The organism is Sinanaerobacter chloroacetimidivorans, assembly GCF_018128545.1.
GTDB classification, from domain to species: domain Bacteria; phylum Bacillota; class Clostridia; order Peptostreptococcales; family Anaerovoracaceae; genus Sinanaerobacter; species Sinanaerobacter chloroacetimidivorans.
The window spans coordinates 346,422-362,629 of record NZ_JAGSND010000003.1 but is presented as its reverse complement, the minus strand read 5'-3'; the positions used below and the strand labels follow the sequence as shown (position 1 = coordinate 362,629).

Sequence of the window (16,208 nt, the reverse complement as noted above, 5' to 3'; positions counted from 1 at the left end):
AGGTTTAATTAATATTATATTGTACCAGATTTTTCATTTCTGTAAAACCTTTTTTAAAAATTCTCCTGTATAAGATTCTTTTATTTTGGAGATTTTTTCCGGATCTCCGGTGGCAATGATCTGACCTCCCCGGTCTCCTCCATCGGGACCCAGATCTATGATGTGGTCTGCCGTTTTGATCACATCCAGATTATGCTCGATGACAACCACTGAATTCCCTGCATCCACGAGTCTGGAAAGAACCTGAATCAGCTTGTCTACGTCGGCAAAATGAAGACCGGTGGTAGGTTCATCCAGGATATACATGGTCTTTCCCGTACTTCTCTTGGATAGTTCCGAAGCTAGTTTGATTCTTTGCGCTTCACCGCCGGAGAGCTGTGTGGAAGGCTGTCCCAGCTTGATATAGCCAAGGCCTACTTCCTCCAGAGTTTCCAGCTGCCTTGCGATGCTCGGAATGTTCTTAAAGAATTCCACCGCTTCCGTGACATTCATATCCAGTACATCGTAAATACTCTTGCCCTTGTATTTCACCTCCAGGGTTTCCCGATTGTAGCGTTTTCCCTTGCAGACCTCACAAGGTACATAAACATCCGGCAGGAAGTGCATTTCAATCTTGATAATGCCGTCGCCGCTGCAGGCCTCACATCTGCCGCCTTTTACGTTAAAGCTGAATCGGCCCTTGCTGTATCCTCTTACCTTTGCTTCAGGAAGCTGGGAAAATAAATCCCTGATCGGCGTAAACACGCCGGTATAGGTGGCAGGGTTGGATCTTGGCGTTCTGCCGATGGGGGACTGATCGATATTGATGATCTTGTCAATATGTTCAATTCCTTTGATATCCTTGCAGCTTCCGGGTTTTTCCTTGGACCGGTTGACCTTTGAAGACAGGCTCTTATATAAAATCTCATTTACGAGACTGCTCTTGCCGGAGCCGGATACTCCCGTTACGCAGACAAACTGCCCCAGAGGGAAGTTTACGTTTATATTTTGCAGATTGTTTTCCGTAGCGCCGATGACCTGAATGGATTTTCCATTCCCTTCTCTTCGCTTTTTCGGAACTTCAATTTTCTTTTCTCCGGTTAAATACTGCCCGGTGATGGAGTCCCTGCATGCCATGATCTCATGCACATTTCCCTCGGCAATGACATGTCCGCCGTGTACACCTGCCCCGGGACCGATATCAATAATATGATCCGCAGCGAACATGGTATCCTCGTCATGCTCCACAATGATCAGGGTATTTCCCAGATCCGTAAGGTTACGCAGGGTTTTCAGCAGCTTTTCATTGTCCTTTTGGTGGAGTCCGATACTGGGCTCGTCCAGAATATAGAGTACGCCTACCAGGCTGGATCCGATCTGGGTAGCCAGACGAATTCGCTGGGACTCACCGCCGGATAAGGTACCTGAGGCTCTGGCCAGTGTCAGATAATTCAGGCCTACATCAATTAAGAAAGTGAGCCTCGCTTTGATTTCCTTCAGAATCTGATGGGCAATCATGGTGTCCTTTTGATTTAATTTGAGATTCTCAACAAATTTCAAGCATTCCCTGACAGAAAGATTGGAAAATTCCGCTATGTTTTTCCCAGAGACAGTAACTGCCAGAACTTCCGGTTTTAACCGCTTTCCTCCGCAGGCTTCACAAGGAGTCTGGCTCATGAACTGCTCCATCTTTTCTTTTATATAATCGGAGTTTGTCTCCTGATAACGTCTTTCCAGATTGTTAATCACACCTTCAAAGGGGTGGTTCCGATAGGATTGAGACCCGCTGCTCCTGCTTTCATAGTAATACTGCAAATTCCTGCCCTTTGTACCATACAAAAGCTCTTTTTTAAACTTTTCCGGCAGGTCTTCATAGGGAGTACTCAAATCTACCTTATGTTCTTTTGCCAGGGCCTCTATCATCTGCCGGTAAAAGGTTCCGTATTCCATGGAGGAAAAAATGTTGCCCAATGCCCCTTCATCAATGCTGAGACTCTTCTCGGCAATGATAAGATCCGGATCGATTCTCTGGAGAAAACCCAACCCGTTGCAGACAGGGCAGGCACCGAAAGGACTGTTAAAGGAAAACATTCTGGGTTCCAGCTCTTCAATGCTGATCCCGTGATCCGGGCAGGCCAGCTTGGTGCTGAAAAGAAGATCTTTCTCCTTTTCCTCCGGTTTTTGAACCATAGCAACGATCAGGCCCTCTCCATGGTTTAGGGCCAGCTCAATGGATTCCGACAGCCTGCTTTCGCTGTCCGGCTTGATGATGATACGGTCAATGACGATTTCTATGGTGTGTTTGTAGGTCTTTTCCAGCTTGATTTCATCCTCACCCAGCTGCTTGATTTCACCGTCGATTCTTGCACGGGTGAAGCCTTCCTTTTTAATTCTTTCCAGGATTTTTTCATGTTCCCCTTTACGCTCTCTCACCACAGGCGCCAGAATGGTGGTTCTGGTCCCTTCGGGAAGCGACATAAGATTATCAACGATCTGATCCACAGACTGGCTGGTAATCTCCTTTCCGCAAACGGGACAGTGCGGGACGCCGATTCTGGCGTACAGTAGTCTCAGGTAATCATTGATTTCCGTAACCGTCCCTACAGTGGAACGGGGATTTTTGCTGGTCGTCTTCTGGTCGATGGATATGGCCGGGGATAAGCCCTCAATATACTCAACATCGGGTTTTTCCATTTGTCCGAGAAATTGTCTTGCATAGGCAGAAAGGCTTTCCACATAGCGGCGCTGCCCCTCCGCATAGATCGTATCGAATGCCAGAGATGACTTCCCCGATCCGCTGAGTCCGGTGAGTACTACCATTTTGTCCCTTGGTATTCTTACATCTATATTTTTCAAATTGTGCTCGTTAGCACCTTTTACAAAGATATCTTTTGTCATTTGCTCCTCCGTTGGCATCTTTGAAGTCTTTTATCAAAGCTTCACCTTAAATTCAAAGATGCGGTCTCTCAGCTGGGCAGCCCGCTCAAACTGCAGATTTGCCGCAGCATCTTTCATTTCCTTCTCCAGTCTCTTGATATAATCTGTCAATTCCTTCTTCGTCAGTTCAAGAGGACTCTTTCCTTCATAATATTCATCACTTTCTTCCGCTACCCTGGTAGCTTCTATTACCGATCTCACTGCTTTTTCAATGGTTTTCGGAGTGATGCCGTGTTTTTCGTTATATTGTCTTTGTATCTTTCTTCTTCGATCTGTTTCCGAAATGGCCTTACCCATAGCTTCACTGACTCCGTCGGCGTACATGATTACCCTTCCGTTTACATTTCGAGCTGCACGTCCTATGGTCTGTATCAGCGAGGTTTCCGTTCTCAGGAACCCCTGCTTGTCCGCATCCAGTATGGTGACCAGGGACACTTCCGGAATATCGAGCCCTTCTCTCAGCAGATTGATGCCTACCAGAACATCAAAGACGCCGATCCGCAGATCTCTTATGATTTCCATTCTTTCCAAGGTCTCGATCTCGGAGTGAAGATACCTTACTTTTATACCCACATTTTTCAGATAATCCGTCAAACTCTCAGACATTTTTTTCGTCAGAGTCGTGACCAGCACTTTTTCCCCTCTGGCGGTTACCTTATTGATCTCACCGATGAGATCATCGATCTGTCCTTCGGTTTTTCGCACTTCAATTTCGGGATCCAGCAAACCGGTTGGCCGAATTACCTGCTCCGCAATGACGTTACCGCTATGCTCCCGTTCATAAGCTGCCGGCGTGGCACTGACATAGACCACCTGATTTACCATGGATTCAAATTCTTTAAATTCCAAAGGTCTGTTGTCCAGAGCAGAAGGCAGACGAAATCCATATTCTACCAGTGATGTTTTTCTGGAACGGTCTCCGGCATACATACCTCTGAGCTGGGGAAGCATGACGTGGGACTCATCGATGATAATGAGAAAGTCCTTGGGGAAATAGTCGATGAGCGTATAAGGCCGGCATCCTTCCGGCAGGCCGTTAATATGCCGGGAATAATTCTCAATCCCCTTGCAGCTTCCCACTTCCCTCAGCATTTCAATGTCATATCTTGTTCTTTGCTCTATTCTCTGGGCTTCTATAAGCTTTCCCCGGTCTTTGAACCATTTGAGCCTCTCTTCCAGCTCCGATTCAACCGAATCGATGGCACGCTCCATGTTTTCTTTGGAAGTAACATAGTGAGAGGCGGGGAATATGGATACATGGTTTCTGATCCCATTGATTTCTCCTGTGATGGGGTTGATTTCCTTAATGACTTCAATTTCATCGCCGAATAGCTCAATTCTTACCGCATGTTCCGCTCCGGCAGGAAAGACATCGATAATATCTCCCCTCACCCGGAAAGACCCCCGGTTAAATCCCAAATCATTTCTTGTATATTGAATATCGACCAGCTTTCGCAGAATATCATGTCTGTTTTTCTCCATTCCCGGCCTCAGGGACAGCACCTGATTTTCATAGTCCACAGGACTTCCCAGCCCGTATATGCAGGATACGCTGGCTACAATGATCACATCTTTTCTCTCTGCCAGAGCCGCCGTCGCAGAGTGGCGCAGCTTTTCTATCTCATCGTTGATATCGGAATCTTTTTCAATATAGGTGTCCGTCGAAGGTACGTAGGCCTCCGGCTGGTAATAATCATAATAGCTGACAAAGTACTCTACCGCATTTTCCGGAAAGAATTCCTTAAATTCACCGCAGAGCTGGGCAGCCAGGGTTTTATTGTGGGAAATCACCAGTGTCGGTTTCTGCACTCTCTCAATTACATTAGCCATGGAAAATGTCTTGCCTGATCCCGTTACACCGAGCAGCGTCTGATGTTTTTCTCCCTTCAGGATCCCTTCCGTGAGCTGCTCAACAGCCCTGGGCTGATCTCCCATCATTTTATATTCTGATACTATTTTAAACTCATTCATGGCATCGCCTCATTCCCATATATATCGTAACTATTTTATCACAAGTCTCCGGTTTATGCAAGAACATCTGTTTGTTTTCTGCCGGAACCCTGCAATTTAGCGGTATTTCGGTCTAAAAATAATTTTTCCAGCTATCTTGTGTTTTATTAACAATTGTAATATAATTTGAGAATACAGTTAGAATGTTGAGTCTGGGAAATCCAGAACGGGAGAACCAATTATTGGGGTGCATCCGATAAAAGTGCGGTGCTTTGCAGATTGCGCAGGCTGATTCGCAGCAAAAGATATCGGTAGGACAGCTCTTCAGTCCGAACCCGTCAGCTAATCTCGTAAGCATTGAGGAGTCACTGGGTAACGGTTAATCGTTTACCCGTTATATTGTGTGTTTACTCTTCAGTGATACTGTAAGTAGAAGCAGTGTCACTTTTTATTTAACTGAAAATTCTAACTAAGGAAGGCAATAGGCATCGGAAATCTGCAAATCAACGATTTCCTTGCGTAAGTTCGCCACCAACGGCAATTTTCTGCGTAAGTTTGCCACCGACGGCAATTTTCTGCGCAAATTGGTCGAGCTATTTCGCAGTAGAAATCTACAAATAGAATATTTGTGATTTCTTTGCATAAGTTCGATGGCAATTTTCTGCGCAAATTGGTCGAGCTATTAAAGGAGGTGTATCTCTTGAAATTAAAGAAAATAGGAAAGTATAAAATGAGCCCCCTTGCCGGCGAAAGAAACGTATCCGCAACCCCTGAGCAGGCAGCACAAAAACGGAATCTGGAACTGCAATTTGTGAACACCATGTCCAAGAAGCTGTTGCATAATAATGCGATCGACTCTGCTTTATACGGAAAATATGACGTAAAACGGGGACTTCGTGATTCCAATGGAGCCGGAGTTGTGGTTGGGCTTACGAAAATTGGTGATGTCCAGGGATATGAAGTCAACGAGAAAAAGGAAAAGGTAGCCGTAGACGGAAAGCTTTATTATCGGGGCATCGATGTGGAAGATATCGTAAACAATTGCCTGGCAGACAACCGTTTTGGTTACGAAGAAACCTGCTATCTCCTGCTCTTTGGAGAATTACCTACCCCGAAAGAACTTGAGGTCTTCAAATCTGTTCTTGGGGAAAAACGGGAGCTCCCCATGGGATTTGCAAGGGATATGATCCTGACAGCTCCAAGCAAAAATGTAATGAACAAGCTGGCAAGAAGCGTTCTTGCCCTGTATTCCTATGATGAAAATCCTGATGATGTTTCCGTAGGCAACGTATTACGCCAATCTATCAATCTGATTGGTTATTTCCCTTCCCTTATCGCTTACGGCTATCAGGCAAAACGTACTTATTACGATAATGAGAGTTTACATTTGCATTATCCGGATCCCAAGCTCTCTACTGCAGAAAACATTTTAAGAATGATTCGTCCTACAGGAGAATATACGGAACTGGAAGCGAAGCTTCTGGACATTTCCATGATATTGCATGCGGAACACGGCGGCGGAAACAACTCTTCCTTTACGACACACGTGGTCTCTTCCTCCGGTACGGATACGTACTCGGCCATTGCTGCAGCCATCGGTTCCCTGAAGGGGCCGAAGCATGGCGGCGCTAATGTGGAAGTACTTGAAATGATGTCCAACATCAAGGCAAACGTAAAAGACATAACCAATCATCAGGAAGTAGAAAAATACCTCATCCGTATTTTGCATGGTGAAGTTAACGACAAATCCGGACTGATCTACGGGCTTGGACATGCTGTTTATACGGTATCCGATCCAAGAGCGACCCTGCTGAAAAAGATGGCGAGAGAACTTGCCATTGATAAAGGTCTGCTGGATGAATTTATGCTTTATGACTTTATTGAAAATCGTGCACCGGACCTCTTCCAGGAAATCAAGGGAACCTCGAAAAGGATGCCGGCGAATGTAGACCTGTATTCCGGCTTTGTTTACAATGCATTGAATATCCCCATTGATATCGCAACACCGATCTTTGCCACTTCCAGACTGGCGGGCTGGTGCGCCCATAGAATTGAAGAACTGGTGGCAGGCGGCAGGATCATGAGACCGGCTTATAAATGTGTGCAATGTCATCTTCCTTATACTCCTCTGTCAGATAGAGATAAGGATTTATAATGATATGGGTCTCGGTTTTACCGGTTCGTTTTTCTATTTACAGGACGGTCTATAAATAACAAAGGATTCATTTTATTAATATTTCAGTTAATTAAATGATAGCCATTATGAGCAGAATACTAATTCTGCAAATAATGGCTATTTTTAATGGACAAATATTATCTTAAGAATTCTCTTTTATTAATTAGGCCAAATCAACAGATCCTCGGCAGCCCTTCCCCATAGAGGACATCTACCACTCTGCTGCCGCCGATTCGGGTTTTCATGACGACACCTTTTCCGGCTGTGGCTTTTCCGATGATCACCGCATCTCTGCCTACAGCTGTTTCTTTCATCAGGGTCAGTGCTTTCTCCGCATCTTCTTCCGGTACGATGACGATCATCTTACCTTCATTGCCCATGGTAAGCGGATCCAGTCCCAGAATATCACAGAATCCCATTACCTCCGGATGAACAGGAATATCGTCCTCCCTAAGCTCCACGCCGCATTGAGAGGTATCGGCGATTTCGTTCAGAACGGTTGCAAGGCCGCCTCTGGTGACGTCACGCATGGTTTTTACATGGATTCCGTGCTGAAACAACGTATTGGGAATATCATTCAGGCAGGCGCAATCGCTGGCTATGTTATTTTCAATTTCCATTCTTGCGCTTAAGATACAAGCGTGGTGATCTCCCAGGGTTCCGGAAAGAAGGATGACATCTCCCTGCTCGCAATTGGCCGCGCTGACATCCCTTCCCTCAGGGATCAATCCGATGCCGGAGGTATTGATGAAAAGTCCTCCGCGTCCTTCTACAACCTTCGTATCACCTGCTACGATGACAACACCGGCTTTTTTCGCCGTTTCCGCCATGGAAGCGACAATGGTTTCCAGCTGATCCAGCTCCAGGCCTTCTTCCAGAATAAACCCTGCCGTAAGATACTTTGGCTCTGCTCCCAGCATGAGCAGATCATTGACAGTACCGCAAACAGAAAGTTTGCCGATATCCCCGCCTTTGAAAACCACGGGCGTTACCACGAAAGAGTCCGTGCTGTAGGCAATTTTGCCCGGCAGATCAAGTACTGCAGCATCCTCCATCTTATCTAAAACTTCATTTCCGAAGTATTTTCCAAAAATATTCCGCATCAGTTCGGCAGAGGCTTTCCCCCCACTGCCGTGAGACATATTGATTTTCATGATGATTCCTCCATCTTTAGGTTTCTTTATTCGAAATCAGGTACTTCTTATCCGTCATATCAGATTGCAGTCTATCTGTTTCGATACCAGATTCCGCAGGCACCCTCTGAGGATACCATACAAGGTCCGTACGGGCTTACCGGATGGCAGCCGGAACCGAACATGGGGCATTCGTTGGGATTGATTCTTCCGACGATAACGTCGCCGCAGCGGCAGCTTTCAGGCAATTCGATGTCTCTGTCCAAGCCTCTGCTTCCGCCGTCAAAGCGCTGATATTCTTCCTTGATGTACAGTCCGGAATCCTCGATTGGCCCCAGACCTCTCCAAACCGCTGCTCCCGGTTCAAAATACTTTTCTATTAATGTCTGTGCCTTTTGATTGCCCTCCGGCTTCACAGCGTTGGAATACAGATTATGAACCGTCTTTCCGTCAGAACGGGCTTCCAATTGCCTCACTACGTCATAGATAGCCGCCAGAATATACTCCGGTTCAAATCCGGTTACCACAAAGGGCTTATGATAGGTCTCTGCCAGTTCACCGTAGGATTGGCTTCCAATGATCACACTGACATGTCCGGGACACAGGAATCCTTCAATTCCCTTTTCATTCTCACAAATCCATGTAAGAGCAGGCATTACGGTTTTCAGTGCTGTAATGATCCTGATATTCTGAAGTCCCCTGGAAATTGCTTCCTCCATGACGAGGGCATAAGCAGGCGCGGTAGTTTCAAATCCAACTGCCGCAATGACATAGGTGATATTGGGATTTGCCGCTGCTTTTTCAAGTATTTCAAGAGGGGAATACATCAATTCCACTTTGGCGCCGTCCCCTTTGGCCTGCGCCAGGCTTCCCTTTTCTCCGGGAACCTTCATCATATCTCCGAAGGTGCAGAGGACGTGATTCTCCTTCAAGGCGTATTCAATACAGCGGTCGATATACGCTGCCGGGGTCACGCAAACGGGACAGCCGGGTCCGGAGATCAAACGAATTTTAGGAGAAAGCAGGCTTCGAATCCCACTCTTAAAAATGCTCGCGGTATGGGTTCCGCAAACCTCCATAATGTTAACCTCATCCCCTTGGTATTCCTTCAGATATTTTATTATTTGCTCCGCATTCATCTTTTCTTTCCTCTCTAAGCCAGCCTGATACGCAAGGCCGATTTACTGCTGATCCACTCCTAAACTCCGATCTCCTCCAACTCCTGGAAAAGATCAATGAGTTCCTGGGCTTTTTCCTTGCTCATGACCTCGATGGCACAGCCTGCATGAACCAGTACATAATCGCCAACCGCAGGATCCACAAGACCGATATTGACATCTACGAGATTTCCATTAAAGTCCACTTTGGCCTTGGGCCCTTCTATGGAAATGATTTTGCCGGGTATTGCTATACACATAATTTTATCTCCTTAAAACAGCTTCCGTTTCACCAGAATGGCCTTTTCCGGTCACATTTCTGGCAACAGTATTATTTTATGTATTTTTTATATTTTGATAAACAGGGATTTTCTATCCTCACAAGGATAGCATATCATGTTATTCTCCCTTTGAATAGACATTCATTCTCCCATTTCTGGTAAATCCGATCAGGGTGAGCCCGTACTCCCGTGCAATGAGAATGGCTTTATCCGTAGGTGCGGAATGGGAAGCGATGACAGGGATCCTGCTTTTTACGGCCTTTAATGCCATGTCGGAAGGAATTCTTCCGCTGGTGAATAATATGCCTTTTGAAAGGTCCATATTATCTCTCAAGGCACAGCCGATGACTTTGTCAACTGCATTATGCCGTCCGATATCCTCACAGAAATAGGGATTCCATGCTCCCTTTTCATCCTTTATTCCCAGAGCGCAGCTATGGGTCCCGCCGGTGGATAAAAACAGCTTTGATTCCCGTGTAATAAAGGAAGCTAGCATAAAGATATCTTCCGGTTTCCATTCTATAGGTCTGATTTCGGAAGGCAGCTTTTTTTCCGGCTCCCCGCTGCCTGATTGTAACGGGTCAAAGACCCATGGTTCACTGCAGCCGCTGCGCAGCGACCTTATATGAGAATCCTTCTGCTCCTGGGTTGCAGCTTCCTGATAGGTTGAGTCATCCTGCATCAGCCGTACGATGGCTCTGGAACCAAATTCACAGACATCGATAAGGTCTACCTCTTCCACGGTTTCGATGATACCCTCCGTAAACAGGTAGCCCAGAACCAATTCAGCCAGATTGCCCGGCGTGCAGGGGATCTTTACGCGAAGCAAGCCGTTGATATAAACAGACAGGAGATTTTCCACAATCACTTCATCACTGATGGTTTTCTCATCTTCTGCCGTTTTTCGGATAATATCAAAGTTCTTCTTTTCTAAAAGATTTTCATAACTGTTTTGTAATTTCACAGTAAATCCTCTCAATCCAGGTTTAAGCCTTATTTTCCATGTAATGCATGCCGATATAATTCTGCCCTACACAGATGCCGCCGTCGTTGGGCCCTACGGAAATGTTATAGTAAACCTGGAAGCCTTCCTTCCGCAGAAGATGCAACGTTTTTTCCATAAGGATTTTATTCTGAAAGACTCCCCCGGTAAGGGCCGCCTCATTTGTGCCCTTCTCTTTTCTGATTCCGATACACTTCATGCGGATCATTTCCGCCACTGCATCGTGAAAACCCAAAGCAATCCGTCCTTTATCAATTCCCTCCCGCAGTGCCTTTACGATGCTCCGGAAAATGGGAGCCGAATCGATACCTCCGGGACCTGCTTCCCCTATCGCGAAGGACATGGGGACGGGTTCCAATCCCCGTTGCAATGCGCTGGCCGCCTCGTTTTCAAGCATGATAGCACATTCTCCTTCGTAGCGGTTCACCTGCTGAATGCCGGAAAGAGCCGCCACCGCATCGAAAAGTCTTCCCATGCTGGAACTCTCAATGGTATTGATGCCGTGTTCCAAGGCACCTTTCACCATAGGCCATCTGGGATCCTCCTGCCATACCTGGGGCAGATCCTCCCATTGAAGCTCTCCACGTTGAATATGGTGATACAGATAGCACATGGAAGATTTGAAGCCCTCTTTCATAGAGGTGTCCCCTCCGACCATTCTGACATAATCCAGATGACCCAATCTATCAAAGCCGGCACCTTCGCACAAAAGGAATTCTCCTCCCCATACGTTGCCGTCGGTGCCATAGCCTGTTCCGTCAAAGCTGATTCCAATGACCGTTCCTTTCAGATGGTGCTCTGCCATGACGGAAGCCACATGAGCATGATGGTGCTGAACCTTCAGGATTGGAATGTTATGCCGGCTTGCATACTCCTCCGTAAATTTAGTCGTAAAATAGAGCGGATGCAGGTCACATACGGCAAGGTTGGGACGGATTCTGAACAGTTCCTTCATCCGATCGAGATTTTCCTGGTACAAGTCGCAGGCCTCTTTGCTGTCCAGATCCCCGAAATATTGGCTGACATAGGAAAAGGGGCCCTTGCTCAAAGCAAAAGAGGATTTCAACTGCCCTCCCGCAGCAAAGATCATTTTATGTTTCGATAGTTTATTTGCTATATACAATGGAACCGGGGCATAGCCTTTCGACCGGCGAATCATCTGCGGCTGACCGTCTATAATTCGAGCTACCGAGTCGTCCAGCCTGATTCTGATTTTTCTTTCGTTATAAAACACCCCTGCCAGATTCGGGTTCGATGCCATAAGGGCAAACATCTCTTCTTCATCTTTAATAATGGGCATATCCGACAAATTGGCGCTGGTCATGATCAGCGGACCGCAGAGCTCCAGGAGCATATGCTGAAGTCCCATGCTCGGCAGAAAAGCACCGATAAATCGGCTGGAACGATACACTTCTTCACAGATACTTTTATCTGTGTCTGCCCATTGAGCCGCTGTGCCGCTGCCAGGGGCTTTTCCGTTTTCTTTCCGTTCCTGCTTTCGCTCCAGCAAGACGATGGGCTTGGCACTGGAAAGAAGCAGACGCTCTTCCTCTTCACTCATCGAACAATGGTTTTTAATTTCTTCTATATTTTGAAACATCACGGCAAAGGGTTTTTCTTCTCTGATCTTTAAATTTCGCAGCATTTTTACTGCATCCTCCCGGAAAGGGCTGCAGACAAAATAATAGCCCCCAACGCCCTTCAGTGCAATGATGCTGCCGTTTAAAATCAGATTCATGGCCCAAGCCAGGGGCTCTGCATTTTTCTGCGCATCCGTACCGCTTCCCTTCCAGCCGATGAGACCGATGGCAGCTGCCTCTTGCCGGGACACCTTCAGGGAACTGCTCTCTGTTGGGTAATCCCCCGACAGACGGTATTCCAGCATAGGTCCGCATTCATGGCAGGAGATCGTTTGCGCATGATATCTACGGTCATGACGATTGGTATATTCTCCATAACAAAATTCACACATTGGAAAATCCATCATCGACGTATTTTCACGGTCATAAGGAATCTTATCAATGATGGTATATCTCGGCCCGCAAACCATGCAGCTGATAAAAGGATGCTGAAATCTCGGATTCCTCTCTTCCTGAAGTTCGGCCAGGCAGTCGGGGCAAATGGACAAGTCCGCCGGAATCATAGCGGCTTCATCGTCTCCCTCATCGCTGTCCAGGATCACAAAAGATTCAAAGTCCCGATATGGAAGCTCCAGGATATTTATATGAACGATTTCTGCAGGCACCGGTTTTTCTTTTTTCAATGCCTCTAAAAATGCTTCTATCCTGTCCGGGGTATCTGACAGAACAATATCCACTAAGCCTCCGATGTTCAGAACTTCTCCCTTCATGCCGAAGCGGTCTGCCAGCTTAGCAACAAAGGGCCGGAAACCGACCCCTTGAACAATTCCCCATATTTTAATTTTAACTGTTTTCGTTTCTTTCATAATCCCATTTCCCTCCTCAAGAGAAGCAAGAATGAATTATTATTCGTGGTGATGGTGGTGATGGTGATGCTCGATTGCCTTTGCTTCTTCTGCCTTCTTTTCGATCCAGGCAGCAACCTCAGTAAAGCCCTCCCCAGTTTTACCGGAAACCTTGAACACCGGGACTTCCTTGTTCAGAGCTCTCACGCCCTTCATGAAGAAGTCTTCGTCAAAGTCAAGATAAGGAAGCAAATCGACTTTATTCAGGATAATGATATCCGCCTTCTCAAAAGCCAGGGGATATTTGTAAGGTTTGTCACTTCCTTCGGTGACGGTGGAAATCAGCATTTTGCAGTGCTCTCCGATACTGAACTCCGCAGGGCAAACCAGGTTTCCTATATTTTCTATGAAAAGCACTCCCTTTTCATCAAATTTCATATTTTGGACAGAATTATGGACTAAAGGTGCATCCAAATGGCAGGCACCGAAGGTGTTGATCTGGAAGGTGTCAATGCCAAGTCCTCTTAAATCCTTCGTGTCAATATCGGATTCAATATCCCCTTCTATAACGTAAGGTTTTCGGTTTTTTAAATTTTTTATGATGTTTTTTAATGTTGTTGTTTTTCCTACGCCGGGTGCACCCATCACATTGATCACATAAATCCCCTGCTCCGTTAAATCCTCATTTAAATGAGCCGCGATATGATCATTTTCATCATGAATATTTTCCATTACATTGACTTTTAGAACATCATGCACTTTGATTACCCTCCGATATTTCTGTTTCTAAAGTTTGTTGCGGCAACGACAGATTTTCGTTCTTACTTTCATCTTTTCGTTTGCTTACTATTTTTCGTTTGCTTACTATCATTATATATAAATCTTCATTCTTTTTCAATTTCTATAGAATCGATATAAAATTCTTTTCCGATCTCTGTCGGCTCACCGGTTTCTCCGCATGTCGGGCAGGAAAAGGAAAGGAGCTCCCTCTCAAACAATTCTCCGCAGCCGGTGCATCGCAGCTTAGGTTTTCTATGCTCGATTTCTATGACGGCACCCTCACATAGGGTTCCTTCCGAAATCACATCGAAATACATTTGGATGGAATCGCCGATAAAGCCTGAATAGTCTCCTACCACAAGCTTTATGGATTTTATTCGAGAAGCACACAACTCAGTTGCGTGCTTCTCTGCTATTTTTATTATTTGTTGTGTGATTGGAAATTCATGCATTATTCTGCTTTTGCCTCTTCCTGTTTCACAGCTTCTTCTTTAGGAGCTTCCGGCGTTTCCGGAGCTTTTGGAGCCTCTGCTGCCTTTGGGGCTGCAGGTGCCTTAGGCACTTCCGCCTTTGGCTCTGTCGGAGATGCCACGTAGGTATCTACCACTTTTTCCGTGCTTGGTGTTGTGTATGTATTCTCATTGGTCAAGCACTTTTTAGGGCATACTTCTACACAGCAGCTGCATTGAATGCACTGCATTCTTTCAATGGTCCAGGATTTTTTCGCCCGGTCTACGACCAGTGCATTGGTTGGACACTTTTTCTGACAGATTCCGCAGAAAATGCAGGAATCGATCTCATTTTCAATATGTCCCCTTGTTCTTTCCTGCCATTCTCTTGGTATCACAGGATACATGAGAGTTGCTGGCTTTTTAAACAAGCTTCTCATTACCATTTTTCCTATTTTAAATGCTGGCATCACTCTCACCTACCTTTCTGTACAACTGATGCATGGGTCGATTGTCAACACCAGCATCGGAACATCCGCCAGATCACACCCCTGCAGCGTCTTTACCATAGCAGGAATATTCATATTGGTCGGTGTTCTTACTCTGATTCTTTCGAGGAACTTGGAATCCGCACCCTTTGAATAATAATAGGCTTCTCCTCTAGGCTGCTCTAATCTTGCAATGAATTCACCCTTTGGAACGTTACCCTTAACAGCCACGGAAATTTCACCTTCCGGTATCATATCAACCGCTTTTTCAATCAGCTCGATAGACTGGAATATTTCGCGAATTCTAACCAGCGTTCTTGCATAGCAATCACCGGCTGTTTCCACGCAAGGCTCAAAGCCCAGCTTGTCATAAACTCCGTTGCCGGTAAGACGCATATCCTGTACCACTCCGGATGCTCTTGCCATAGGTCCTACAGCGCAAAGCTCCATAGCATCTTCCTTGGACAGATAGCCAACGCCAACCAGTCTGTTCTTTACGGAATAATCGTTGATAAAGGTATCGGTCAGTTCTTTCAGTTCTTTTTCCATTCCTTTCAGAACGATAACCATTTCCTTCAAGGTTTCAGCATCGATATCTTTTCTCACTCCGCCGACTTTGCAGACTGAGAAAATAACTCTTCCGCCTGTGGTCTTTTCAAATAAGTCCAGAACCTTTTCACGAAGTCTCCAGCAATGCATGAACAAGCTTTCGAATCCGAATCCGTCGGCCAGCAGTCCCAGCCACAGCATATGGCTGTGTACTCTGGAAAGCTCATGCCAGATGGTTCTTAAAAACTCTGCTCTTTCAGGAACTTCAATTTCCATGAGTCCTTCTACAGTATGGCAATAGCCCCAGCCATGTCCAAAGCTGCAGATACCGCAGATTCTTTCTATTACATAAACTAATTCTGTATATTCCTTTTTCTCTACCAGCTTTTCCAGTCCTCTATGAATAAAGCCGATGGAAGGGATCGCTTCAATAACAGTTTCATCCTCGATTACCAGATCAATATGAACCGGCTCAGGAAGAACCGGGTGCTGCGGTCCGAAAGGAATAATAGTTCTTTTACCCATAATATCTACCCTTCCTTTCTCAGTCTTTTGGGTTCCAAGGAGTCGCCTTGGATACCTTGAAGAAGTTGCCCCCGTAATTCAGAGCCATATGCTTGAACTTTACACCGAAGAGATCCTGCATTTCATTTTCATAGATGAATGCCGGCCAGTAAACACCGGTGATGCTCATGATTTCTTCTTCTTCGGGAATGCTAAGCTTCAGATTTAACAGCGTGTGATCCTTGTCAAAGGAATAGATGATTTCAAATCCTTCGGATACCTTGGTACAGCAAGCTTGGCCAAGACGATATCCTTCCGCTTTTAAATCCTGAACTTTTTCTATCAATTGAGCAGGCTCAATCGCTACGAAATTCTGGATCTTATATAATTCAGCCAT

At 45.9% G+C, this 16,208-nt stretch carries 13 protein-coding genes and 1 riboswitch; of the genes, 1 reads left to right on the top strand and 12 read right to left on the bottom strand.

The window, feature by feature from the left end; genetic code table 11:
* Positions 1–33: 33 nt before the first annotated feature.
* Positions 34–2,877, bottom strand: a complete 2,844-nt coding sequence (gene uvrA / locus KCX82_RS07070) for an excinuclease ABC subunit UvrA (protein ID WP_227017746.1) — start codon at positions 2,875–2,877, stop codon at positions 34–36.
* Positions 2,878–2,910: 33 nt separating this feature from the next.
* A complete protein-coding gene (gene uvrB / locus KCX82_RS07065) occupies positions 2,911–4,887 on the bottom strand; it encodes an excinuclease ABC subunit UvrB (RefSeq protein WP_227017745.1) in 1,977 nt (658 codons plus the stop codon).
* Between the two features lie 173 nt (positions 4,888–5,060).
* Positions 5,061–5,238: riboswitch (cyclic di-AMP (ydaO/yuaA leader) on the top strand.
* A gap of 328 nt (positions 5,239–5,566) precedes the next feature.
* On the opposite strand from uvrB, the gene KCX82_RS07060 reads away from it, so the two are divergent.
* Positions 5,567–7,021 (top strand): citrate/2-methylcitrate synthase, encoded by a 1,455-nt coding sequence (locus tag KCX82_RS07060; RefSeq protein WP_264373215.1) that lies wholly within the window; start codon positions 5,567–5,569, stop codon positions 7,019–7,021.
* Positions 7,022–7,215: 194 nt separating this feature from the next.
* Here the strand turns inward: KCX82_RS07060 and hypE are convergent, their stop codons facing one another.
* From hypE to KCX82_RS07010, 10 genes are all read right to left on the bottom strand, one after another.
* On the bottom strand, positions 7,216–8,196 hold the full coding sequence (gene hypE, locus KCX82_RS07055) for a hydrogenase expression/formation protein HypE (RefSeq protein ID WP_227017744.1): 981 nt from the start codon (positions 8,194–8,196) through the stop codon (positions 7,216–7,218).
* Positions 8,197–8,267: 71 nt separating this feature from the next.
* The gene (gene hypD / locus KCX82_RS07050) at positions 8,268–9,314 is read right to left on the bottom strand and encodes a hydrogenase formation protein HypD (RefSeq protein WP_227017743.1); all 1,047 of its coding nucleotides are present in this window, start codon (positions 9,312–9,314) and stop codon (positions 8,268–8,270) included.
* 59 nt (positions 9,315–9,373) lie between these two features.
* Complete coding sequence (locus tag KCX82_RS07045; protein ID WP_227017742.1) at positions 9,374–9,592, bottom strand: HypC/HybG/HupF family hydrogenase formation chaperone; 219 nt, start codon at positions 9,590–9,592, stop codon at positions 9,374–9,376.
* Between the two features lie 139 nt (positions 9,593–9,731).
* Positions 9,732–10,577 carry a formate dehydrogenase accessory sulfurtransferase FdhD gene (fdhD, locus tag KCX82_RS07040; RefSeq protein WP_227017741.1) on the bottom strand — a complete coding sequence of 282 codons (846 nt, stop codon included), beginning with the start codon at positions 10,575–10,577 and terminating at the stop codon, positions 9,732–9,734.
* 22 nt (positions 10,578–10,599) lie between these two features.
* On the bottom strand, positions 10,600–13,062 hold the full coding sequence (locus KCX82_RS07035; protein WP_227017740.1) for a carbamoyltransferase HypF: 2,463 nt from the start codon (positions 13,060–13,062) through the stop codon (positions 10,600–10,602).
* Between the two features lie 39 nt (positions 13,063–13,101).
* Positions 13,102–13,800 carry a hydrogenase nickel incorporation protein HypB gene (gene hypB, locus KCX82_RS07030; protein WP_227017739.1) on the bottom strand — a complete coding sequence of 233 codons (699 nt, stop codon included), beginning with the start codon at positions 13,798–13,800 and terminating at the stop codon, positions 13,102–13,104.
* Between the two features lie 125 nt (positions 13,801–13,925).
* Positions 13,926–14,273, bottom strand: coding sequence for a hydrogenase maturation nickel metallochaperone HypA (gene hypA / locus KCX82_RS07025; RefSeq protein ID WP_227017738.1), 348 nt, complete (start codon positions 14,271–14,273; stop codon positions 13,926–13,928).
* A complete protein-coding gene (locus tag KCX82_RS22950) occupies positions 14,273–14,740 on the bottom strand; it encodes a 4Fe-4S dicluster domain-containing protein (RefSeq protein ID WP_264373213.1) in 468 nt (155 codons plus the stop codon). Before KCX82_RS22950 ends, hypA begins: the two co-directional genes overlap by 1 nt.
* A gap of 9 nt (positions 14,741–14,749) precedes the next feature.
* Entirely contained in the window at positions 14,750–15,832 is a 1,083-nt protein-coding gene (locus KCX82_RS07015; RefSeq protein ID WP_227017737.1) for a hydrogenase large subunit, read from the bottom strand.
* A 19-nt stretch (positions 15,833–15,851) separates the two neighbouring features.
* Positions 15,852–16,208, bottom strand: coding sequence for an NADH-quinone oxidoreductase subunit C (locus KCX82_RS07010; protein ID WP_227017736.1), 357 nt, complete (start codon positions 16,206–16,208; stop codon positions 15,852–15,854).

Coding starts and splice junctions, on each gene's coding strand:
- KCX82_RS07010 (WP_227017736.1), bottom strand. CDS start 16,208: ATGGCTGAATTATATAAGATCCAGAATTTCGTAGCGATTGAGCCTGCT.
- KCX82_RS22950 (WP_264373213.1), bottom strand. CDS start 14,740: ATGCCAGCATTTAAAATAGGAAAAATGGTAATGAGAAGCTTGTTTAAA.
- uvrB (WP_227017745.1), bottom strand. CDS start 4,887: ATGAATGAGTTTAAAATAGTATCAGAATATAAAATGATGGGAGATCAG.
- uvrA (WP_227017746.1), bottom strand. CDS start 2,877: ATGACAAAAGATATCTTTGTAAAAGGTGCTAACGAGCACAATTTGAAA.
- hypE (WP_227017744.1), bottom strand. CDS start 8,196: ATGAAAATCAATATGTCTCACGGCAGTGGGGGGAAAGCCTCTGCCGAA.
- hypA (WP_227017738.1), bottom strand. CDS start 14,273: ATGCATGAATTTCCAATCACACAACAAATAATAAAAATAGCAGAGAAG.
- hypD (WP_227017743.1), bottom strand. CDS start 9,314: ATGAATGCGGAGCAAATAATAAAATATCTGAAGGAATACCAAGGGGAT.
- KCX82_RS07035 (WP_227017740.1), bottom strand. CDS start 13,062: ATGAAAGAAACGAAAACAGTTAAAATTAAAATATGGGGAATTGTTCAA.
- KCX82_RS07045 (WP_227017742.1), bottom strand. CDS start 9,592: ATGTGTATAGCAATACCCGGCAAAATCATTTCCATAGAAGGGCCCAAG.
- KCX82_RS07015 (WP_227017737.1), bottom strand. CDS start 15,832: ATGGGTAAAAGAACTATTATTCCTTTCGGACCGCAGCACCCGGTTCTT.